The sequence below is a fragment of the Pandoraea cepalis genome, from assembly GCF_902459625.1.
Taxonomy (GTDB): domain Bacteria; phylum Pseudomonadota; class Gammaproteobacteria; order Burkholderiales; family Burkholderiaceae; genus Pandoraea; species Pandoraea cepalis.
Genome location: NZ_CABPRY010000008.1, coordinates 100,708 through 122,932, shown reverse-complemented (window position 1 = coordinate 122,932; position 22,225 = coordinate 100,708). Strand labels below are relative to the sequence as shown.

Annotated in this window: 21 protein-coding genes and 1 tRNA gene; 13 read left to right on the top strand and 9 right to left on the bottom strand. The window is 64.7% G+C overall.

What is annotated here, in order from left to right; genetic code table 11:
* Positions 1 to 164 precede the first annotated feature (164 nt).
* The gene (locus tag PCE31107_RS16850) at positions 165 to 1,085 is read right to left on the bottom strand and encodes a LysR substrate-binding domain-containing protein (protein ID WP_026131997.1); all 921 of its coding nucleotides are present in this window, start codon (positions 1,083 to 1,085) and stop codon (positions 165 to 167) included.
* A gap of 134 nt (positions 1,086 to 1,219) precedes the next feature.
* Between PCE31107_RS16850 and PCE31107_RS16845 the strand changes: the two genes are divergently transcribed.
* The 3 genes from PCE31107_RS16845 (at position 1,220) to PCE31107_RS16835 (ending at position 3,956) form a co-directional block, all read left to right on the top strand.
* Entirely contained in the window at positions 1,220 to 2,503 is a 1,284-nt protein-coding gene (locus PCE31107_RS16845; protein WP_026131998.1) for an aspartate carbamoyltransferase, read from the top strand.
* A 151-nt stretch (positions 2,504 to 2,654) separates the two neighbouring features.
* Positions 2,655 to 3,677 carry a class 1 fructose-bisphosphatase gene (locus PCE31107_RS16840; protein WP_130026552.1) on the top strand — a complete coding sequence of 341 codons (1,023 nt, stop codon included), beginning with the start codon at positions 2,655 to 2,657 and terminating at the stop codon, positions 3,675 to 3,677.
* Between the two features lie 203 nt (positions 3,678 to 3,880).
* Positions 3,881 to 3,956, top strand: a tRNA-Thr gene (locus PCE31107_RS16835).
* Positions 3,957 to 4,336: 380 nt separating this feature from the next.
* On the opposite strand, the gene PCE31107_RS16830 is transcribed toward PCE31107_RS16835, so the two are convergent.
* Positions 4,337 to 4,978, bottom strand: a complete 642-nt coding sequence (locus tag PCE31107_RS16830) for a DUF1415 domain-containing protein (protein WP_246181863.1) — start codon at positions 4,976 to 4,978, stop codon at positions 4,337 to 4,339.
* Complete coding sequence (locus PCE31107_RS23420) at positions 4,975 to 5,139, bottom strand: hypothetical protein (protein WP_174966699.1); 165 nt, start codon at positions 5,137 to 5,139, stop codon at positions 4,975 to 4,977. The genes PCE31107_RS16830 and PCE31107_RS23420 overlap by 4 nt, the downstream gene beginning before the upstream one ends.
* Positions 5,140 to 5,171: 32 nt before the next feature.
* Between PCE31107_RS23420 and PCE31107_RS16825 the strand changes: the two genes are divergently transcribed.
* The 4 genes from PCE31107_RS16825 (at position 5,172) to hmpA (ending at position 10,080) form a co-directional block, all read left to right on the top strand.
* Positions 5,172 to 6,377 carry a hypothetical protein gene (locus tag PCE31107_RS16825; protein WP_150609941.1) on the top strand — a complete coding sequence of 402 codons (1,206 nt, stop codon included), beginning with the start codon at positions 5,172 to 5,174 and terminating at the stop codon, positions 6,375 to 6,377.
* 196 nt (positions 6,378 to 6,573) lie between these two features.
* Entirely contained in the window at positions 6,574 to 8,289 is a 1,716-nt protein-coding gene (locus tag PCE31107_RS16820) for an ankyrin repeat domain-containing protein (RefSeq protein ID WP_150609939.1), read from the top strand.
* 23 nt (positions 8,290 to 8,312) lie between these two features.
* Positions 8,313 to 8,687: a hypothetical protein gene (locus PCE31107_RS16815; protein ID WP_150609937.1), complete on the top strand. Its 375-nt coding sequence runs from the start codon at positions 8,313 to 8,315 to the stop codon at positions 8,685 to 8,687.
* A 190-nt stretch (positions 8,688 to 8,877) separates the two neighbouring features.
* A complete protein-coding gene (gene hmpA / locus PCE31107_RS16810) occupies positions 8,878 to 10,080 on the top strand; it encodes an NO-inducible flavohemoprotein (protein WP_130026555.1) in 1,203 nt (400 codons plus the stop codon).
* Between the two features lie 106 nt (positions 10,081 to 10,186).
* On the opposite strand, the gene PCE31107_RS16805 is transcribed toward hmpA, so the two are convergent.
* From PCE31107_RS16805 to PCE31107_RS16780, 6 genes are all read right to left on the bottom strand, one after another.
* Positions 10,187 to 11,014 carry a phosphodiesterase gene (locus PCE31107_RS16805; RefSeq protein ID WP_130026556.1) on the bottom strand — a complete coding sequence of 276 codons (828 nt, stop codon included), beginning with the start codon at positions 11,012 to 11,014 and terminating at the stop codon, positions 10,187 to 10,189.
* Positions 11,015 to 11,021: 7 nt separating this feature from the next.
* Positions 11,022 to 12,065: an ABC transporter ATP-binding protein gene (locus tag PCE31107_RS16800; protein ID WP_150609935.1), complete on the bottom strand. Its 1,044-nt coding sequence runs from the start codon at positions 12,063 to 12,065 to the stop codon at positions 11,022 to 11,024.
* A gap of 43 nt (positions 12,066 to 12,108) precedes the next feature.
* Positions 12,109 to 12,924 carry an ABC transporter permease gene (locus tag PCE31107_RS16795; protein WP_150609933.1) on the bottom strand — a complete coding sequence of 272 codons (816 nt, stop codon included), beginning with the start codon at positions 12,922 to 12,924 and terminating at the stop codon, positions 12,109 to 12,111.
* Positions 12,925 to 12,929: 5 nt separating this feature from the next.
* Positions 12,930 to 13,754, bottom strand: a complete 825-nt coding sequence (locus tag PCE31107_RS16790) for an ABC transporter permease (RefSeq protein WP_130026559.1) — start codon at positions 13,752 to 13,754, stop codon at positions 12,930 to 12,932.
* A gap of 55 nt (positions 13,755 to 13,809) precedes the next feature.
* A complete protein-coding gene (locus PCE31107_RS16785) occupies positions 13,810 to 14,823 on the bottom strand; it encodes an extracellular solute-binding protein (RefSeq protein ID WP_150609931.1) in 1,014 nt (337 codons plus the stop codon).
* Positions 14,824 to 15,009: 186 nt separating this feature from the next.
* The gene (locus PCE31107_RS16780) at positions 15,010 to 16,053 is read right to left on the bottom strand and encodes a LacI family DNA-binding transcriptional regulator (protein WP_130026560.1); all 1,044 of its coding nucleotides are present in this window, start codon (positions 16,051 to 16,053) and stop codon (positions 15,010 to 15,012) included.
* Positions 16,054 to 16,365: 312 nt separating this feature from the next.
* On the opposite strand from PCE31107_RS16780, the gene PCE31107_RS16775 reads away from it, so the two are divergent.
* The 6 genes from PCE31107_RS16775 (at position 16,366) to PCE31107_RS16750 (ending at position 22,134) form a co-directional block, all read left to right on the top strand.
* The gene (locus PCE31107_RS16775) at positions 16,366 to 16,932 is read left to right on the top strand and encodes an SRPBCC family protein (RefSeq protein ID WP_130026561.1); all 567 of its coding nucleotides are present in this window, start codon (positions 16,366 to 16,368) and stop codon (positions 16,930 to 16,932) included.
* Positions 16,933 to 17,102: 170 nt separating this feature from the next.
* Positions 17,103 to 18,575 (top strand): 2-hydroxymuconic semialdehyde dehydrogenase, encoded by a 1,473-nt coding sequence (locus PCE31107_RS16770; RefSeq protein WP_130026562.1) that lies wholly within the window; start codon positions 17,103 to 17,105, stop codon positions 18,573 to 18,575.
* A gap of 88 nt (positions 18,576 to 18,663) precedes the next feature.
* Positions 18,664 to 19,098, top strand: coding sequence for a RidA family protein (locus PCE31107_RS16765; RefSeq protein WP_150609929.1), 435 nt, complete (start codon positions 18,664 to 18,666; stop codon positions 19,096 to 19,098).
* A 45-nt stretch (positions 19,099 to 19,143) separates the two neighbouring features.
* Positions 19,144 to 19,698: a 3-hydroxyanthranilate 3,4-dioxygenase gene (locus PCE31107_RS16760; protein ID WP_150609927.1), complete on the top strand. Its 555-nt coding sequence runs from the start codon at positions 19,144 to 19,146 to the stop codon at positions 19,696 to 19,698.
* A gap of 37 nt (positions 19,699 to 19,735) precedes the next feature.
* Entirely contained in the window at positions 19,736 to 20,731 is a 996-nt protein-coding gene (locus PCE31107_RS16755) for an amidohydrolase family protein (protein ID WP_150609925.1), read from the top strand.
* 209 nt (positions 20,732 to 20,940) lie between these two features.
* Entirely contained in the window at positions 20,941 to 22,134 is a 1,194-nt protein-coding gene (locus tag PCE31107_RS16750; protein WP_017234231.1) for an ABC transporter substrate-binding protein, read from the top strand.
* Positions 22,135 to 22,225 lie beyond the last annotated feature (91 nt).

Below are 22,225 nucleotides of genomic sequence, written 5' to 3'. Positions count from 1 at the left end.
GCCGTGCCGTCTTGGCAAGGCCGGCGTGACCGTTTGCGAAGTGAGGCGCGCGCGGCGGATCGCCGGTTCGGCGCGTCGGCGTGAGCCGTTGCGGGGGCGCCTCGGGCCGCCAGTGTGCCGCCGCGACGAACCGATGAAAGGCCTTCGCGCGTCGCGAGTTCCCGTTACAGCCCGGATCCCGCCTGCCCTTGTGCGAGGAAATTCACCACGGCGGATGCCGTCGCACTCAACTGCTCGCGCGAGGGGAACACGAGCCAGAGCTGGCGATGCGCCCACTCGTCGGTCAACGGGCGCACGACCACATCGAGCTTGCCCACGTAGAGTTGACCGACCTGCTCGGGCGCGATGGCAATGCCGAGGCCCGCATGCGCCATGCGGCACAACGCGTCGAGACTGGACACGCGAATCTTGATCCGCAACGGCGCCCCTGCTGCGCTCGCCTGCTGGCGCAGCAACTGCGTGAGTGCGCTGTTGCCTTGAAGGCCCACCAGCGTCTCTCCCGCACAGGCCGAGAACGGGATCTCGCCCGCACGCGCGGCCAGCGGATGTCCAGCGGGCAGAATCACGGCGAGGCGGTCGCGGCGGTACGGCACCATCGTGAACGCCTCGATGCCTTCGACGGCGTTGCAGATTCCCACGTCCACGGCCCGCTCGGCCACGCGCTGGAGCACTTCGTTGCTGTGCTGTTCGTCGAGCTCGACGTCCACGGCGGAAAACACTCGGCCGAACGCGGCCAGATCTTCCGGCAGGAACTGCACGATGGCCGACAGGTTCGCCGCGATGCGCACACTGCCGCGCGCGCCTTCGTGGAACTGCGACAACTCCGCCCCCAGCGATTCAATGGTGCCGAGAATGTGTTCGGCGTAGCGGCGCACCGTCTCACCCACCGGCGTGACGGTAATACCGCGCTGATGACGCTGGATAAGCGGGAGACCGACGATCGCTTCGATGTCGGCAATGCGGCGGCTGATCGCCGACGGCGCAATGAATTCGCGCTCGGCGGCACGCGCCATACTCCGCTCCTGGCACACGGCCACGAAAAGGCGCAAAGATGTAAGGTCTAGCTTGCGGAGAAGGTTTTCCATACCCGTACGGCATACGCCGGAAATGCCGGAAACGCCCGGCTGGCGCGGCCCCGCGCGGGGCACGTCTTTTGCTGGACAAACAACGAATCGACGCCTATTATACGCATCGCGTACACCTCCCTGCCGACCCGACCATGAGTGCACAGCAGACTTTCCTGCGCGACGCGATGCGCCGCCTGAACATGACCCGCGACAGCTTCGCCGAGCGCATCGGCGTTCGCCGGCGCGCCCTCGACACCTGGCTGCTGCCGGAGGACTCGAGCGAATATCGCACGATGCCGAGCATCGTGGAGAAATTCGTCGGTGAAATCCTCGGTCGCGAAGCCCCGTCCTCGGAATCTACGCAAAGCGCACACAAGCCGCTGCGTGAACGCATGGGCCTCGACGGCAAGCCGCATTTGATCTCGGTCGACCAGTTCTCGCGCGATTCGCTCGAAGCCCTGTTCCACGTCGCCGATATCATGCAACCGATTGCGCGCCGGCAAAAGATTTCGCGTGTGCTCGAAGGCGCGGTGCTCGGCAATCTGTTCTTTGAAGCCAGCACGCGTACCCGCGTAAGCTTTGGCGCAGCCTTTTGTCGCTTGGGCGGCTCGGTGTGCGACACGACCGGCTTCACGTTCTCGTCGATGGCCAAGGGCGAATCGATCTACGACACGAGTCGCGTGATGAGCGGATATGTCGACGCGCTCGTCGTACGTCACCCGGAAAAGGGTTCGGTCGCCGAGTTTGCCCGCGCCACGAACATTCCCGTGATCAACGGCGGCGACGGCCCGGGCGAACACCCGAGCCAGGCGATTCTCGACCTCTATACGATCGGCCGCGAGTTTTCGCGTCTGGGCAAGCTGGTCGACGGCGCGCATGTCGCGATGGTCGGCGACCTGCGCTACGGCCGCACGGTGCACTCGCTCATCAAGCTGCTCGCCCTGTACCGCGGCCTGAAGTTTACGTTGATCTCGCCGCCGTCGCTGGAAATGCCGACGTACATCCTCGATCAGATCTCGCAAAACGGTCACGTGATCGTGCAGAGCCACTCGCTCGCTGATCTGAACGGTGCGGATGTGGTGTACGCCACGCGCATCCAGAAGGAACGCTTCGCCGATGAAGCCATCGAGGGCTACACGCCGGACTTCCAGATCAACGAAGCGCTGATCAACCAATACTGCGACGCCCGCACGATCATCATGCACCCGCTGCCGCGTGACAGCCGGCCCGGCGCCAACGATCTGTCGACGGACCTGAATCACGACCCGCGCCTGGCGATCTTCCGTCAGACCGACAACGGCATTCCGGTGCGCATGGCGATCTTCGCGATCCTGCTCGGCGTGGACAAGCAGGTACAGCACAGCATGCGCGACGCCGCATGGCGCGCGCCTTCGCACATCGGCCCGGACGACGCCCTGTTCGACGGCCTCGACTGATCGGTCGTCGCTCGGAAAACACCGAAACCTACCTCAGCCACACCTGAAATTGCACGGCCCCCAAGGATTTTTCGCGGGGGCCGTGCGTCTTTACGAGTAAAATTGCGTCCATCTCGAATCGGTACGCTTTTTTGCTTTCCCGGAGGCCCACATGCGGCGCAAGACCCTTACCCAATATCTCATCGAACAGCAGCGGGAGTTCGACAACATTCCTGCGGAGCTGCGTCTGCTGATCGAGGTGGTCGCGCGCGCGTGCAAGTCGATCAGCCATGCCGTGTCCAAGGGTGCGCTTGGCGGCGTGCTGGGCAGCGCGGGCAGTGAGAACGTACAGGGCGAAGTACAGAAGAAGCTCGACGTGATCTCCAACGAGATCATGCTCGAAGCGAACGAATGGGGCGGGCACCTGGCGGCGATGGCATCGGAAGAGATGGAAGACGTCTTCCACATTCCTAACCGTTATCCGCAGGGCGAGTATCTGTTGATGTTCGATCCGCTTGATGGCTCGTCGAATATCGACGTGAACGTGTCGATCGGCACGATTTTCTCGGTGCTGCGTTGCCCGGAAGGCGTGACGGATCCGACCGAGAAGGACTTCCTGCAACCGGGCACGCAACAGGTCGCGGCCGGTTACGCGGTGTATGGCCCGCAAACGGTACTGGTGCTGACAACGGGGCACGGCGTGAACTGCTTCACGCTCGATCGCGAGATGGGGTCGTGGGTGCTCACGCAGGAAGGCATGCGCATTCCGGAGGACACCAAGGAATTCGCGATCAACATGTCGAACGAGCGTCATTGGCATGCGCCGGTGCAGCGTTACATCAACGAGCTGCTGCAAGGCAAGGAAGGCGTGCGCGGCAAGGACTTCAACATGCGCTGGATCGCCTCGATGGTGGCGGACGTGCATCGCATTCTCACGCGCGGCGGTGTGTTCATGTACCCGGCCGACAAGCGCGATCCAGACAAGCCCGGCAAGCTGCGCATCATGTATGAAGCGAACCCGATGAGCTTCCTGGTCGAACAGGCGGGTGGCGCGGCGACGAACGGCGTGCAGCGCATTCTGGAAATTCAACCGCAAAAGTTGCATGAGCGCGTGGCGGTGTTCCTCGGCTCGAAGCATGAAGTCGAGCGCGTGACGGGCTATCACCTGGAAGCAGGGGCGAAACAGGGCGAATGAAGCGGAATCAAGGCGGATGGATCGTCGTTGCGAAGGCTGCATGACGCGAGCCCATGATTGGGAAAAATGCCTTGCGACGACGAAAGCGCCGAATGTCTGAGATTTCAAAGATTTACGCGTGACTCACGCAAAGACAGCAAAAAATCTTTGGAAAAGGTAGTGACAAACGGGCAAAGTCTGCTATTATCTCACTTCTTCGCAGCGCCGGAGTAGCTCAGTCGGTAGAGCAGCTCATTCGTAATGAGAAGGTCGGGGGTTCGATTCCTCTCTCCGGCACCAGCGACTTAAATAGTTGGATATGACGAAGTCCTTAAAACCCGCATAAGCATTAGCTTTGCGGGTTTTTTGTTTGTTCGCGAGGTACCGTGCAATGCCCCCCAACCTCGAGCAATCTGGGGGCATTTGGGGGGGCATAACCGAGCCTCCGGCGACCCATGCCCCAACAGGAAGGGAGTCGCGATCATGGCACTGACAGACGCTGAAGCTCGAACAGCGAAACCAGCACAAAAGACGTATCGACTTGCCGACGACATCCGAGGGCATCGTCGATACCTCGCTCGATCGATGGCGCCCACGACCGTCTCCCGTCCGCCCTTCCAGTCGCGCCCTAACTCGCTGACACCGCGACTGCGGATATCCCCCGCCGTTCGGCGCGTCTCTTAGGCACCGCCGATCCCATTATCATTCGCCCCGTCCTCATCCTCCGCCGTCCGCGCCATCCACGCGTGATAGCCCGCCACGCCCATCTGCCGCATCAGGGCTTCGTTGCGCGCGAAGATCGCCTCGGCCTCGGGGAACGCCTCGACCGCGCGATCGATGCTCGACTCGCGCAGCAAATGCCATATCGGATACGGCGAGCGGTTCGTGTAGTTCTCCACGTCGTCCGGTGACGTGCCCTCGAATTGATAGTCCGGGTGAAAACTGGCGATCTGCAATTCGCCTTCGAGACGCAACTGCTTGAGCATGCGCTGCGCGAAGAACAAGGCGTCGTTGTACTCGTGAAAATCGAGCAGCGCGCCCGGCATGATCAGCAGCGTCGTGTCCACGCCCCGCGGATCGGCTTGCGCCAACCACTGCAACTCGCGTTCGAGATCGAGCAACGCGCCTTCCGTATCGCATGCCGTGCTCACGGCATAGCGAATCTGTTCCTTGACGTGCACCGCCTTCGCAAACGGGCAAAGATTCAGCCCGATCACCGCGCGTGTGAGCCAATGGCGCGTCGCCGCAATCACGGCCTCAGAGTCCTGCGCTTGCACCGAAGGGGGCGTGGCGTCAGCGGCCGGAAAGGTCTTCTCTGTCATACAAGCATTTGGCGATAAATCATGAATATCGCATTGTAATTCCCAGCGCTTCCCACCCGCATTTCCGCCCGCATTTCCACCCGCATTTCCACCCGCATGCCCGCCACCGATAATCCCGGGGCACAAATGCCAAGATCGACCGGCGGCTTATGCGCCACCATGCGGCTTTTCCACCGCCACGTGCCCAACGACTATGCCCGGTCCGTCGTCCATTCCCTCGCCCGCCGCCAGCTCGCCCGAAATCCTCTCGCCCGCCCCGCCCGCCATCGGGCGCAACGTAGCGCGCCGCGTCTACAGCGTCGATACCGCGCCGTTGACGGCCATGACGCTCAGTCAATTGCTCAACGCCCAGCAGTCGAGCAAATATCGCACCCAGGACATCTGGCGCGCCCTGGTTGACCCGCAAGCCTACGCGAGTCGTGAGTTGCGGCTCGCGTGCGACAGCGCCTCCCCCAACGGACCGTTGTTCCTCCAGATGGCGACGCTGCTCACCACGCCCGAGGAGGAACGCACCCTGGATCGATTGATCGACGTCGGCATCTTCCTGGTGCCGGCACTCGCCCGGCAACTGCGCGCCGACGACGCCGCCTTGTTGCGAAGCAACGAAGGGCTGAAACTCTGGCTGCAATACGCCGCGTCTCCCACCTGCTATCTGAGCGTGTTCGACGGCTCCGACGTCTTCGGCGAAGCCACCACCAAGAGCCGCGCGCGCATCGACAAGATCCTCCGCGTGCTGGTGGCGGTCGGGCGCGACAAGACCGATGCCACGCCCGCGAACCCGACCGCCACGGCACCTCGCAATCCGCTCGCGCATTTGTGCAGTCAGACCGCCCCCCAGTGGCTGCGCCGCCTGCTCCAACTCGGCGCGTGCGCCGAGCAGATGAACGACCAGGGCATGCCGCTGACGGTGGTGGCCATGCGCGCACAGGCGCTTCGCCTGTACACCGCCGGTCACGATCCCCTTGATCCGCACGACTCACTGCACCAGCTCGCGCAACTGCTCAGGCGGCAGGGTGCGGATCTCGCGCGATCGAATCGGGAAGGCATGCCCGCGCCGGCATTGCTCACGTTCCATGGGCTCTGCGGTGCCGCCGAAGCGTTGCTGGCCGCCGGCGCCGATCCGAACACGCCCGACCGGAACGGCAACACGCTGATGCACCATCTCGCGCACGTCGTTCGCTTGCAAGACGACCCGGTAAAGCTCGATTGCGCCTGCCTCGCGCGTCACGCCCTCGCTGTCGCGTCAGGCTACGGCGGCGACATGGACCGAGCCAACCGTGCAGGACAAACGCCTCGCTCTTGGCTTTCCGAACCCTTGTCAGCCACCTTGCAAATCGGCGATCAGCGCCTGGAGATCGTCAGAACCACCGCGCGTCGACGGATTCGCGCACTTATCTAGCGCGCCCGTCGGCCGGAGATCCGCCGTCGTCCATCGCACAGCATTCCGACGTGGCCGTCGCAACGTGTCGTGAGTCATGCGCCATGCGTCGTGACACGCCGTCTTGCGACGCAGGCTCGATGCGCCGCGTTTCACTCGTTGTTGCTATCGCTCACATCTTTCACGCGCTCACGTTTTTCACACACCCATATCCTCCATGCCTCGATCCCCACTGGCGGCGGCGTCCTCTTACGCCGCCCCCTCTTCTTATCCAAGTCCCGCGCCGCTGCTCGATACCCCCGACGTTGTTCCTAACGGGTCACGCGCCGCCGCACCCCCCCTTGCCCTGTCCGAAATGACGCTCGATCGCCTGCTGATCGCCAGGCGAGACGGGCAATGCTCGTCGCAACAGGCGGGGGAAATCCTGATGAACCTGAACACGACGGCGGGTCGAGCGCTACGCGACAGTTGCCTGGCTACCGGCGTGGCGCGTCCCGAGGAAATGGCATTCTCGATGGCCACGCTGTTCTGCATGTCAGCGCAGGACCGCACCCTCGCTAAGCTCGACGAAGCCGGCATCTTCATCGACCGGGCGCGCCGTGAACGATTGCGGCCCGAAGACGCCGCGTTACTGTTGAGCGACGAAGGATTGCAACTCTGGCTCCGGTTCGCGGCGTCGCCTTCGGCCTACCTGAGCGTGTTTGTCGATTCGATTCTGAACGAGGCGCCTCCCGCCGAACCCACGGGCACAATCGCGGCAGCGCTCAGGGTGCTGGTCGCCAGCGGCCGCGATACGACCAACGATGTCGCCGCGTCCGAGATCCCGGGCATCGTCTATCTCCCACTCTCGCACGTGTGCAGCCAGGTCGCTCCCGAGTGGTTACCCGCACTGCTGAGCTTCGGCGCCGACGCCAATCAGCGCACCTCGAACGGTGTGCCACTGGTCGCCACCGCGCTGGCCGCGCAAGCCCAGCGCCTTCACCTGCAAGGCCACGACCTGCTGGTCCCGCACCTGTCGCTCTACCAGTTCGGGGCGATGCTCCAGTCGCATGGCGCCGATCTGTCCCTGCGCTCGCGCACGGGATCGCCCCCCGTCATGTTGCTCGCCCTGAACGGCTATTGCGCAGCCGCCGAAGCGCTGCTCGCCCTGGGTGCGGGCCGCCACAGCGCCGACCGCAACGGCAATACGCTCATGCACTATCTCGCGGCGGTAACGCACCTCCGTCAGCACGCAGTCTGCGCGTTCTTCATGCTCAACCTTGCCATGCGATTCGGCGGAGATCCCGATGAACCCAACCGTGAAGGCACGACGGCATACGCACTGCTTGGCGAGGGACTCGCGCAGTACCTGCGGCTGAATCACACGATGATTACGCAGGCGCGAGAACGAGCGAAGCGTGGCGTATCGCCCCCCGCGCGACTGTCTGCGCAAGACAGCAACCGCCACGTGCCGCCCTTCGTTATCGCTCTGGCCGCCGAGGCGCGTCGTCTCTGCGAGCAGGGCCACGACCCGCTGCTCCCACACGAAGCGCTCGTTCAACTGGGAATGTCTTTCCTGCACGATGGCATCGATATCGGACAGCCGCACCCCGATGGCACGCTCCCTGTACTGTGGCTGGCCCGGCAGGGGTACTGCGGTGCGGCGGAAGTGCTGCTCGCGCTGAATCCGAACGCCAACGTCTGCGAGCCGAACGGTAACACCCTCATGCACGCCCTTTCGGGCGCGACCCGCATCCGGGAGAGCGCCATTTTCGCCGACTATATGCTCACCACGGCATTGCGCTACGGCGGGGATCCTACTTTGCCCAATCGTTGCGGAAACACGGCGCTCTCGTACCTGTCGGCCGAGCGCACTCGATTCGTACGGGCCAGCTTTGCCTTCGTCACCGAGACGCGCCTCAACGCACAAAGAAAGGTCGCCAACCGTCGCTAACGCAATGCTCAGTCGCCGGTGACATGGCTTGCATCACTGACGTTGGTGGCGTCAGTGACGTCGCTTGCCTCGGTCGTAGTGGTCTCGCCGGTCTCGTCGGTCTCGTTGGCCTCATCGGTCTCATCGGTCTCATCGGTCTCGTCGGTCTCGTCGGTCTCGTCGGTCTCATCGGTCTCATCGGTCTCGCCGGTCTCATCGGTCTCATCGGTCTCATCGGTCTCATCGGTCTCGCCGGTCTCGCCGGTCTCGTTGGCCTCTCCGGTCTCGTTGGCCTCGTCGGTCTCGTCGCGCGTGCCCGCCGCGGCCGAGGCCTTGATCGCATCGGTGGCATTCGTGGCGCCGGTCGCACCCGTCGCGCCGATGCGACATTACGCCGCATCCCTATAATATGCATTTAATTTGCATCTTATAATGCGCTCGCCGGGTCCCTAAAGTGATGGTCGTGTTGTGAGCCCTGGGACACCGGCGACCGAATGCCGCACCGAGAATCTTCCGCACAATGAGATCCGGCGGTGCCAATGGAATACCCACAAGTGCGACAAAAAAGATGCATATGAATTGCATCTTACAAACTCAGGAGTTTTTGCCATGCTTTCCGCAGCTTCCCGCCCTTACATCGATGCGAGTGTTCCGGTTTTGCGCGAGCACGGTCTTGCGATCACGCGCCACTTCTACGCAAGCATGTTCGAAGCCCATCCTGAGCTGCGCAATCTCTTCAACATGGGCAATCAAGCCAGCGGTGCGCAGCAACAGTCGCTCGCCTCGGCCGTGTTTGCGTACGCCGCGAACATCGACAACGCCGCGGCGCTGGGGCCGGTGCTCGAGCGTATCGTGCACAAGCACGTGTCGGTCGGCATCACGCCGTCGCATTACCCGATCGTTGGCCGCCATCTGCTCGGCGCCATCAAGGACGTGTTGGGCGACGCCGCCACGCCCGCACTGATCGCCGCGTGGGACGAAGCCTACTGGCTGCTCGCCGGCGAACTGATCGCGGCCGAAGCTCGTTTGTCGGAACGCACGCACTCGCCGCTGGGCGCGCTGCGCGAACTGGTGGTGGCCGATGTCGACCGCGAAACGGATCACATCGTCTCGTACTATCTGAGCACGCCCGAAGGTGGCTCGCCGGGTGAGTTCGCCCCGGGACAATATGTGAGCGTCTCGGTGACGCTGCCGGATGGCCTGCAACAACGCCGCCAATATAGTCTGTCCGACGCACCGCAAGCCGCGCACTGGCGCATCACCGTCAAGGCTGAGGCCGCAGACGAAACGAAGCCGGCCGGTCAGGTCTCGAACTGGCTGCATGCGAATGTGAAGGCCGGCGACCGCCTGCTCGTGAGCGCGCCGTACGGCGAGTTCACGACGTCGCTCGACGACGCTCGCCCGCTCGTGCTGCTCAGCGCCGGCGTCGGTATTACGCCGATGATGTCGATGGTCGCCGCGCTGGCGGCCAAGGGGTCGCGCCGCGAGATTCTGTTCGCGCATGCCGCCCGCCACGGCTCGCATGTCGCCCTGCGCCGTCACCTGACGTTCGCGGCAACGCAACTGCCCAACCTGCGCGTGGCGACGTTCTTCGAAACGCCGCAAAGCCACGAACGCGAAGGCGCCGACTTCAGTTACGCCGGCCGCATGGACATCTCGCGCCTCGCACTGCCTGCCAACGCCGATTACCTGCTGTGCGGCCCGGTGCCGTTCATGCAGACGCAATGGCGCGCCCTGCGTGACGCCGGCGTGCCGGCTGAGCGTCTGCATCGTGAAGTCTTCGGTCCGGACGCGCTCGATCACCTGCTCTGATCCAGCCCCGCGGTAAACGACACGAGGCCCCCGAATTTGGGGGCCTCGTGTCGTTGTGTCATCGAGATGCGGCGCCCCCGCCGCGCGGGCCGCCGCCGATGACACCTCAGTCGATCAGGGCGCCCGAGGCGTCATAGAACGGATGCGAGCCGCCCGCATCGTCGACGAAGGCCAGATGCGAGACCAGCCCGACCTGCGGCGTGAATCGATGCAGTTGGAACGCCGGCGGATCGAGCGCCCACGCGGACGGTCCGCCCTCGCGCAGATCGAGCGCGACCTGGTGGGCCGGTGACGGGCATACGCTCGCAATCGTGCCGGCAAAGCGCGTATGAATCGGTCGATGGACGTGACCGCAAATCAATCGCTCGACGTTGTCGAAACGGCGCACCACGTCGGCGAGCTTCGCCGCATCGGCGGCGTCGAGCGCCTGAGCGTCCATGTGCTCGATACCACACGCGAAAGGCGGATGGTGCATGGCGATCACCGTCGGCGTGGCGGTATCGCTGGCGAGCGCCGCTTCGAGCCATTGCAGACGCTGGTCGCACAAGCGCCCACCGCCGTTGGGCGGGTCCTGCGTATCGAGCGCCACGAGCCGCAGCGCGCCGAGCGTCGCCGTGTACTGCACGAAGCTGCCCGGCTCACCGAGATACGTGTGCTCGGGAAACACCTCGCGCAGTGCGTCGCGACCGTCGTGATTGCCGATGATGAGGTAGTACGGGATCTGCAACGGCGCGAGCAAACGACGCAGGTGCTCGTATTCCTCGCGCGCGCCGAAATCGACGAGATCGCCTGTCAGCACAACGAATTCGGGACGCGGCACCAGCGTATTCAGACGCGCCACGCAGCGCTCGAGATAGGCGGCGGTATCCACGCGCCGATAGGCCAGCTTGCCGGGCCGTTTGATGTGAAGGTCGCTGATTTGTGCGAACAGCATGGGCAGTTTATCCGTGAAGCGAAAAGACATGGGCGGCGGGCAGCGACAACCCGACCTGTTCGCCGACGCGACACTCGCGACGGCTGGACACTTCGACCAGCACCGACCCCGCGGCGGACACGCCGCCCAGCGTCAGTCGGGTGCGGTCGCCGAGAAACTGCACTTCCTCGATACGGCCGACGAGCGGCGCATCGGCCGCGGCCACGACCACCGCGTCTTCCGGACGGAAGTACAACTCCTGCACGTCGGCACGCACATTCGGGCAGGCAAAACGGCCGCCTTCCAGATGGAAATGCCCCTCGCGCCACACGCCGGCCAGACGATTGATCGTGCCGACAAAGTTGGCCACATGGCGCGAGGCCGGTTGATAGTAGATGTCTCGCGGCGCGCCGATCTGCTCGATGCGACCCGCGCTCATCACCACGATACGATCGCCCAACGCCATCGCCTCGTCCTGATCGTGGGTGACGTACACCGTCGTGACCCCCAGGCCACGCAGCAGACGATCCATATCGGCGCGCACCGTCTCGCGCAGCTTGGCGTCGAGGGCCGTGAGCGGCTCGTCGAGCAGCAACACGCGCGGCTCCGGCGCGAGCGCGCGCGCCAACGCCACGCGCTGCTTCTGACCGCCCGAGAGTTGCGCGATCGCGCGCTCGGCGAACGGCGTGAGCTGCACGAGGTCGAGCAGCTCGTTCACGCGCTTGTCGATCTGCGCGGACGGCAGGCCTCGCAGCTTCAGGCCGTACGCGACGTTGCCACGCACGGTGAAGTTCGGGAACAGCGCGTAGTTCTGGAACACCATCCCCACGCGGCGCTTCTCGATGGGCAGACGCGTGACGTCTTCGTCGCCGAAGCGCACGCGGCCGCCGGCGTCGGGCCGCTCCAGTCCGGCAATCATGCGCAGCGTCGTGGTCTTGCCACACCCCGACGGGCCGAGCAACACCAGCGTCTCGCCCGCCCCGATCGTCAGATCGAGGGGCTGCAATACCGTGGTGCCGTGAAACGTCTTGGCACAGCGTTCGAGATGAATCGGGATGGAAGTCAGTTTCATCGTCATATCCTAAGCATTCGGTGGCGTACTCGCATCCGCCGGATCAAGTGCGGCCACGCGTCGACGTTTTCCCGTTCGACACTTTGGCCCGTTGCGCCGTCATCTGCATGACGACCAGCAACGGCACGATCATCACGAAAAACACCGCGGTGTACGCGCTGCCGATCTCCAGGCGCAGCGACGCGTAAGCGTCCGCCAGCCCCACGGGCAGCGTCTTGGTGTCGGGCGTGTGCAGCATCCATGTCAGGTTGAATTCGCCGAGCGAGAGCGTGACCACGATGAGTGCGGCCGCCACGATCTCGCTGCGAATGTTGGGCAGCACCACCGTCGTGAAGCGCCGTAGGAAACCCGCGCCGAGGCTTGCCGCGCCCTCCTCCATCAGCTTGATGCGCGAGTCGGCGCACGCCGCCGCCACGGCACGCACCATGAACGGCAGCGTGAAGATGACGTGCCCCACGACGATGAACGCCAGACTCTCGCGGAAGCCGCGCATGCCGCCGTACACGCTGATCAGCGCGAGCGCACTTGCCAGCCCCGGCAGCGCAATGGGCAACGTCAGCAGCTCCTCGATCCAGCGCGCCATGCGGCTGCGCCAGCGCGCCAGCACGTAACCGGCCGGCACCCCGAGCAGCGTCACCAGCACAAGCGTGGCGGCGCCAACGTAAAGCGAATTCAGAATCGCGTCGTGATAGTCCTGCCAGACCTGGATCACCCATTTGAACGTGAGGCCGGCCGACGGCCCCCGGAAATAGTTCACCGACAGCCCGGCGAGAATCGACATGCCCACCGGCACCAGCAGGAACGCACACATCAGCAGCGTGAGCAGCAGTTGCAGCGTGAAAAGTGTTTTCTTGAGCATGCGAATCAACCTCCGGCGGCGACCGCCTGCCCCGTGAAATTGCGGGCCAGCATGAGCACCGCCCACGTCACCACGCCGAGCACCACCGAGAGCGCCGCCGCCGTCGCCACGTTGGCGTTGAGCGTGAACTCGGTGTAAATGGTCATGGGCAGCACGTCGATGTCGGTCGCCAGCGTAAAGGCCGTGCCGAATGCGCCGACCGAGGTGGCGAAACACATCGCGCCCGACGCGATCAGCGCCGGTGCCAGCGCAGGCAGCGTCACGTCGCGCGCGATGGCGAACGGCCCTGCGCCCAGCGACGCGGCCGCTTCCGTGAGCGAGTGATCGAGCGACTCCGCCGCGGCCATCACGGCGAGGATCACGCGCGGAATCGAGAAATACAGGTAGCCGATGAAAAGCCCGGTGAGCGAGTACGCGAACACGAGTTTGTGGCCAAGGAGTTTCGCCGACAGATCGCCGATGAGCCCCTGACGACCCGCCAGCATGATGACCATGAAGCCGACCACCACGCCGGGAAACGCCAACGGCAGGGTCAGCATCGATACGAGCGCCGATTTCCCCAGGAAGTCGTGACGGGTGAGGAAGAGGCCCGCCACCAGCGATAACGCCAGCGTGGCAAGGGTGACCAGCGCCGAGAGCACGATGGTCTGCCACAGGCTGTCGAGATAACGCGCATTGGTGAGAATGGCACGATAGGTCTCAAACGCGTGACCGTCGCCGCTCACCTGCACCAGGGCAGCCATTGGCAACAGCCAGAACGCCAGAAAGACCGCCAGCGCCGGTAGCAGCAGTGCCACGCGCCAGCCGCGCGGCAGAGTCAGGTCACGCATCGCTTGTTTTGCTCCTCTTCCTCGTTGAACGTCAGGGCGAAACGACCCTGCGTGCTTAGCGCACGTTCTTCAGATACTGTTGACCGAACGCGTCCTGCTGCGCGGCGAGCTTCTGCAAATCGACCGGCTTCACCCGCGCGTAGTCGCTCGCGGGCAAGAACTTGGCGGCGACATCGGCCGGCATCGTGCTCGCGCGCACCGGACGCAGGAACGCTTGCGCCCAATGCGCCTGGCCCTTGTCGGACAGCGTGTAGTCGATCACCTTCTTGCCGTTGTCCGGGTGCGGGCCGTTCTTCACGAGCGCGATCACGTACGGCAGCGACACGGTACCTTCCTTCGGGATCACGAACTGCACGTTGGCGTGGTCCTTGTAGATGGCACGATAGGCGTTGAAATCGAAGTCGATCAGGATGGGGATCTCACCCGAGAGCACGCGCGCATACGCCGTTTGCTTCGGCACGATCGGGGCGTTCGCCTTGAGCTTCTGGAGATAGCTGATGGCCGGACCGAAGTTGTCCATCGACCCGCCGAGCGCCTGATTGGCGGCAATCGCGGCGGCATAGCCGGCGAATGCGCTGCTCGGATCCAGGTAACCCACCATGCCGCGATATTCCGGCTTGAGCAGGTCGGCCCACGAACGCGGCACCGGCTTGCCTTCCAGCGCGTCGCGGTTCACGAAGAAGCCGACCGTGCCCGAGTGGATCGTCGTCCACATGCCGTTCGGATCCTTCATGGCGGCCGGCACCTGATCCCAGTTCGCCGGCTTGTACGGCGCGAGCAGGCCCTTCTTCGCCGCTTCGATGGCAGACGTGATGCCCAGGTACACAATGTCGGCCACCGGCGCTTTCTGCTCGGCGATCAATTGCGCAACGGCCTGGCCGGAGTTCTTGTTATCGAGCGGCACGCGAATGCCGGTGTCTTGCGCAATCGCCTTGACCTGACCGGCCCAGTCGGCCCATTCCGGCGGGCAGTTGTAGCAGATGGCTGTCTGCTGGGCCTGCGCGGCGCCAGCGCCGAGCAGGGTGAAGAGCGCCAGCGTGCGGGCGGCGCGGGTGATCCAAAGCTTCATGTTGGTAAGCTCCTGAATGTCTGAGCGTTGGCGGAACTCACGTGCCGCCGGATATGTGCGGGCCTCGTGCCCGGATGCCTGATTGCCTTGGCCGGCGCTGAACTCTCTTTCCGGAGCCAGTCGTCGGCCGCTTTCCTTGCGACTACCTTCCCTTCAAAACCGTGCAATAGCGTTCGATGGCGCGTCTCACCCCCGCCGGCGCGGCGGTGCCGACACCGTGCCGCCGCGGCGAATCTCGTGCGGCAGAATTAGCGCGTGGCCGAGTGAGGCGTCGTGCGAGGGCGTCGCGCCGGCGCGCGCGTCGATCTGGGCGAGCAGGCGTTGCGCCGCATGACGGCCGATGTCCACACTCGGCTGCACGACAGTCGCCAGCGTCGGCGAGAGCAGCTCGCCCACCCCCAGCCCGTCGAAACCCAGCACCGACATATCGTCGGGCACCCGCAGCCCCGCCTCGCGCAGGGCACGCATCACGCCAAGGGCGAGCAGATCGTTGGAGCAGAACAGTGCCGTGGGACGCGCGCCGTCGCGCTCGCGCTGCGCCAGCCATTCGCGCACCCGTTCGCCACGGGCCCCGCTGTTGAAGTCGATCTCAAAGGCCGGCCGCGGCGTCAGCCCAGCGGCTTGCATGGCATCGCCGTAGCCGAGATAGCGGCGCTTGGCGCGGTCGGATGCATGCAACGCACCCGTCACCATCACGATGTCGCGATGACCCGCCTCGATCAGCATGGCCACCCCCTGCGCGGCAGCGGTCCGATTGTCCACGGAGACGCACGGACGCTCCGGGGCATCGTTATAGACGAGTTGGCATGCCACGCCTTCCGCCGCGATATCGTCGAGCAGCGCGCTGTGCTCGGCATCGGCCAGCGTCAGCAGCAGGCCATCAACGCGCTGTTGCAGCAAGGTCTCGATGGCGTTGCGCTCGCGCTCCGGGTCGTATTGGGTGGTAACGAGCAACAACCGTCGGCCCGTGCCGTCGATGGCCGCTTCAATGCCTTCCAGGCAATCGGCAAAGACCGGGTTGCCCAGCGTGGGCAGCATCACGCCGATCAGTCCCGTGCGCTCGCCGCGTAACTGTCGGCCAAGCGCATTGGGACGAAATTTGAGCTCGGCGGCAGCCGCCTGCACGCGTGCCAGCGTCTCGGGACGCACCAATCGAGGCGAATTGAGCGCGCGCGATACCGTCGCAATCGAACACCCCGCGCGCTGCGCCACGTCCCGAATATCTGCCACGCTAGTCTCCCTTGTGTCGTGCCGCCGACATTTGCCGTTGACGGATTTTTTGCAAATGTAAACGTTTACGAAAACGTTTTCACTTCGGGATTCTATGGAGACAATGTGATGGATTCATGACATCGCCCCGAAAAATGGCAAGGAACGACAACGGGCAGACACCGCCGGCAATTCGCCCGTCCAGCCCTGGCTCGCATTACCCGGCGTGGTCGACACGAGCGGCACGCCGGACCCCGGGATGCCGCCTATACTGAAATTCCCCTGCCCGAAGGGGCATGACGGCACCCTCTCCCTCCACGACCGGGATCGGCCATGAACGACTATCACTTCCTCACCTTGTGGCGGCTCACCGCGCCGCTGGACGAAGTCTGGGACGCGATTCGCGACGTCGACCACTGGGCACGGTGGTGGCCGTGCGTGCGCGACGTGCGCACGCTTGATCCGGGCGACGCGCAAGGCGTGGGCGCGGTGCGTGTGCTGACCTGGCACGGTGCGCTGCCCTACACGCTCACCATCGAGACGCGCGTCACGCACGTCGACCCGATGCGCGAGGTGCGCAGTGTCGCATCAGGCGAGCTGGAAGGCACCGGCGTGTGGTGCTTCGACACGGAAGGGCCGATCACGGCCGTGCGCTATGCCTGGGACGTGCATACGGAGCGCGCCTGGATGAACAAGCTCGCGCCCATTGCCCGTCCGCTGTTCCGCTGGAATCACAACTACGTCATGCGACGTGGCGGCGAAGGCCTCGCGGCATTGCTCAACGCCCATCTGGTCGAGTGCCTCGACACCGACCTGCCGCCCGCCGCCATCGGCGAAGCACGCGATGCGCGCGACCTGCGCGAAGCGCGCACACGAATGAGCCACGACGCGCACCACTGAGTCTGGCTGCTGTTCCTTGCCGCCCCTGCTATTCCAATCAGGAATAGACACCACGTTAGTTTTCATTATTTTTTATATAACCGGATGCCTAGACTGGAGGGCATCCGGAGGTTGTGCGCTTGCGTTCACGCCCTCGCCACCCCGCAAAACACCCTGCTCCAGGAGACCTCGTGAGCCTTGCGACTCCGCCGCTGCTGCGGCACTACGTAGATGGCGCGTTCATTGCCACCGATCGCCAGTTCGATAATGTCAGCCCCGTCGACGGGCGGCTCGTCGCGAAGGTTTGCGAAGCCGACGCCGCTACCGTCGATCGCGCCGTGCGCGCCGCGCGCCGTGCCCTGCACGACGGGCCGTGGGGCAACACCACGCCCGCCGAGCGCGCCGCAGTGCTGCATCGGATCGCCGACGGCATCCAGGCACGCTTCGACGATTTCGTCGCGGCCGAAGTGGCCGACACGGGCCGCCCCGTCGAACAGGCCCGCACCCTCGACATCGCACGCGGCATCGCCAACTTCCGCATGTTCGCCGATCTCGTCAAGACGGCCGGCACCGAGATGTACGACATGCGCGCCGCCGACGGGGGCGACGTCATGAGCTACGTCACACGCAAACCGCTCGGGGTCATCGGCATCATCTCGCCGTGGAACCTGCCGCTGCTGCTCTTCACATGGAAGGTGGCCCCCGCGCTGGCCATGGGCAACTGCGTGGTCGCCAAGCCGTCGGAAGAAACGCCCTCTTCCGCCACCCTGCTCGCCGAGGTGATGGACGCCGCCGGCGTGCCGCCCGGGGTCTTCAACCTCGTGCACGGCTTCGGCCCGGACTCGGCCGGCGAACACCTGACGAAACACCCGGACGTAGCGGCGATCACCTTTACCGGCGAGTCGCGGACCGGCAGCGCGATCATGAAGGCCGTGGCCGACGGCGTGAAGGAAATCTCGTTCGAACTGGGCGGCAAGAACGCCGCTGTCGTGTTCGCGGACGCCGACTTCGAGCGCGCGCTCGATGGCGTGGTCCGCTCGTCGTTCACCAACGCGGGTCAGGTGTGCCTGTGTTCCGAGCGCGTCTATGTCGAGCGGCCGATCTTCGAGCGGTTCGTCGCCGCGCTGGCCGAGCGCGCCGCCGCGTTGCGCATCGACGCACCCGACGCCATCGGCGTGCAGATGGGTCCGCTCGTGTCTCGCAAACATCGAGAGAAGGTGCTCGCGTACTATCGTCTGGCGGTGGAAGAAGGCGCGACGGTCGTGACCGGCGGCGGCGTGCCCGCCTTCGGCGATGCCCGCGACGACGGCGCCTTCGTCCAGCCCACGGTCTGGACCGGCCTGCCCGATACGGCACGCTGCGTGCGCGAGGAGATCTTCGGCCCCGTGTGCCACGTCGCTCCGTTCGATAGCGAGGACGAAGTGATTCGCCGCGTCAACGACAGCGAGTACGGACTTGCCGGTTGCGTTTGGACAACGAACCTGTCGCGCGCGCATCGCGTGGCGCGTCAGTTCCAGACGGGGCTCGTGTGGGTGAACACCTGGTTCCTGCGAGACCTGCGCACGCCGTTCGGCGGCGTGAAGCGCTCGGGACTGGGCCGCGAAGGCGGACGCCACTCGCTCGACTTCTATTCCGAAATCACCAACATCTGCATCAAACTGTGAGGCGACGGTGCGGGGGTATCGATGGGGGTCGAGCCCCCCGCACCCGTGCGCCGTCCCAAGAACAAGGCACAACGGAGACTGACGACACATGAGCGCATCGCAAGACACGCAGGCCCGCGTGGTGGCCGGCAAGGCCAAGCCGCGCGGCAAGTTCCCACACATCAAGCGCGCCGGCGACTTTCTGTTCGTCTCGGGCACCAGCTCGCGCCGCCCGGACAACACCTACGCCGGTGCGCAGGTCGATGCGCTGGGCGTGACGCAGCTCGACATTCGTGAGCAGACGCGCGCCGTCATTGAAAACATTCGCGACATTCTCGCCAGCGAAGGCGCCACCCTTGCCGACGTGGTCGACGTCGGCGCGTTCCTCGTGAACATGAACGACTTCGGCGGCTACAACGCGGTGTACGGCGAGTATTTCGACGAGAGCGGGCCGACGCGCACCACGGTGGCCGTCCACCAGTTGCCGCATCCGTTGCTGCTTATCGAAATCAAGTGCGTGGCCTACGCGCCGCGTTCGCGTTGAAGCCCCCCGAGATTCCACCTGACGCCGCATGACCCGGGAGACAGCATGTTGACGTATGGCAAGCCTTTCAATTTCCAGCGCTGGATCGACGATCACGCGCCGCTGCTCAAGCCGCCCGTCGGCAATCAGCAGGTCTGGCAGGACAGCGATTTCATCGTGACGGTGGTGGGCGGACCGAACCATCGCACCGACTATCACGACGACCCGCTCGAGGAGTTTTTCTATCAGTTCAAGGGCAACGCGTGGGTCAATCTGTGGATCGACGGCCGCCCGGAGCGCATCGACCTCAAGGAGGGCGACATCTTCCTGCTGCCGCCGCATGTGCGCCATTCGCCGCAGCGGCCCGAAGCGGGAAGCCTGTGCCTGGTGATCGAACGCCAGCGCCCGCCCGGCCTGCTCGACGGCTTCGAGTGGTACTGCCTGCAATGCGGCACGCGGGTTCACCGTGTGGAAGTGCAGCTCAAGAGCATTGTGACCGACCTGCCGCCGCTGTTCGAAACGTTCTACGGCACCGAGTCGCTACGCCGCTGCCCGAGTTGCGGCGAGATCCACGCGGGCCGCGCCGCGCAACCCAAGACTACGGCACCGGCGTCGGCCTGATTCGCGACGCCGCGCCCACCCCCTTACCCGTTACGTCATGAAGAAAATCGACATGCACGCCCACTTCTTCCCGCGCATCACGCGGGACGAGGCGGCCCGCCTTGACCCCGCTACCGCGCCGTGGCTGCGCATCGACGACGGTGGCGAGACCGGCAACATCATGATCGACGACCGCGCCTTCCGACCGGTCTACCGCGCGCTGTGGGACCCCGCGCTGCGCGTTGAAGAACTCGACCGTCACGGCATCGACCTGCAAGTGGTCTGTGCCACGCCGATCATGTTCGGCTATCGCTACGACGGGCACGCAGTCATGGACTGGGTGCAGCGCATGAACGATCTGGCGCTCGAGCACTGTGCCTACGCGCCGTCGCGTTTGAAGGCGATGGCGCAAGTACCGCTTCAGGACCTCGATCTGGCCTGCGCGGAAGCGTCGCGCGCCAAAGCGAGCGGCCACGTCGGCGTGCAGATCGGCAACCATCTCGGCGACAAGGACCTCGACGACGAACAGCTCGTGGCCTTCTTGCGGCACTGCGGCAACGAACACATCCCCGTGCTTGTTCATCCGTGGGACATGATGACCGACGGCCGCATGAAGCGATGGATGATGCCGTGGCTCGTCGCCATGCCTGCCGAGACGCAGCTCTCGATCCTCTCGCTGATCCTCTCGGGCGCGTTCGAGCGTCTGCCCCGCTCGCTCAAGCTGTGCTTCGCTCACGGCGGCGGCGCCTTCCCGTATCTGCTGGGCCGTGCCGAGAATGCCTGGCATTGCCGCGACATCGTGCGTGCCGACAGCCCGCATCCGCCGTCCCATTATCTGGATCGTTTCTACGTGGACAGCGCCGTGTTCGACCCGCGCGCCTTGCGCCTGCTGGTCGACACCCTGGGCGCGGAGCGCGTCATGCTCGGCTCGGACCATCCGTTCCCGCTCGGCGAGCAGGACATCGGTCGCCTGGTGGCCGAACAGCCCGATCTGGACGACGTTGCTCGCCACCGCATTCTGGCCGCGAACGCCCGCGAGTTCTTCGGCCTGTAACTGGTGCTTTCCCGAGGTGTTTTTGAAATCGCTTGCCTACGTAAAAGGCGTCGTTTACGCTGGGCACTTAAATATTTGACGCTTAAACAATTTAGGTAGTCTGACGCGCCTGGCCTGCGATGACCGACGTGAAGAAGCGGTCAAGTCTCCCGGCGCGAGTCCTCTGCGGAAAGTGTTTGCCTGTTTTGGAACTAAGTTTGGAGACCATGATGACGGGAACGAAGACCACGCAACGCAAAGCCATCGCCGTGCTCGGCGCCCTTGCCGCCGGCGCGGCGATATTCGCCTCGAGCGGCGCGCACGCCCAGGTGAAAATCGGCTTCATCGGCACGCTCTCCGGCCCGGGCGGCGCGCTCGGCCAGGACCAGTACGACGCCTTCATGCTCGCCATCGAGCAAAAGGGCGGCAAACTGGGCGGCGTGCCGGTGCAGGTGATCAAGGAAGACGACCAGCTCAAGCCCGACGTTGGCGTGCAGGCCGCGCAGAAGCTGGTGGAGCGCGACAAGGTGTCGCTCATCACCGGCGTGACGTTCTCGAACGTCATGATGGCCATCCACAAGACCGTGACGAATGCGGGCGTGGTCATGGTCGGCTCGAATGCCGGGCCGACCCCGATTGCCGGCGCGCAATGCTCGCCGAACTTCTTCTCGACGTCGTGGGATAACGACGAACTGCACGAGGCCGGTGGCCAGCTCTCGAGCGACCTGGGCTACAAGAAGATGTACGTGATGGCCCCGAACTATCAGGCCGGACGCGATGCCGTGAACGGCTTCAAGCGCGACTACAAGGGCCAGATCGTCGACGAGGTGTACACGCAGGTCAACCAGCCCGACTACTCGGCCGAAATCGCCCAGTTGCAGGCGGCCAAGCCCGACGCCGTCTATGTGTTCTATCCGGGCGGCATGGGCGTGAACTTCGTCAAGCAATACCGTCAGGCCGGGCTGCTCGGCAAGATTCCGCTGATCTCCGTGTCGACCATCGACGGCTCGACCCTGCCCGCGCTCAAGGAACTGGCGGTCGGCGCCATCACCAGCGCCCCGTACTCGCCCGATCTCGACAACGCGCAGAACAAGCAGTTCGTGGCCGCCTTCCAGAAGAAATACAACCGCGTGCCGTCGATGTATGCCGCGCAGTCCTACGACGCCGCCAACCTGATCGACTCGGCCCTCACGAAGACCAAGGGCAACGTGGCGGATCGCGAAGCGTTGCGCGCCGCACTCAAGGCGGCCGATTTCTCGTCGGTGCGCGGGCCGTTCAAGTTCGCCAGCAACCAGTTCCCCGTGGCGCAGTTCTACCGCGTGGATGTCGTGAAGGACGCCAACGGCGCCCGGTTCGCAACCAAGGGGCAGATTCAGATCAAGACGCGCGCCGACCTGGCCGCGCAGTGCAAGATCAAGTCGTAAGGCGACAGGCGGGCATCGTTCGCGTGCGGTTCGACGCGGACGATGCCCGCCGTTGCCGACGCGCCGCCCGGCCGTCCCGGGCGGGCGCGAT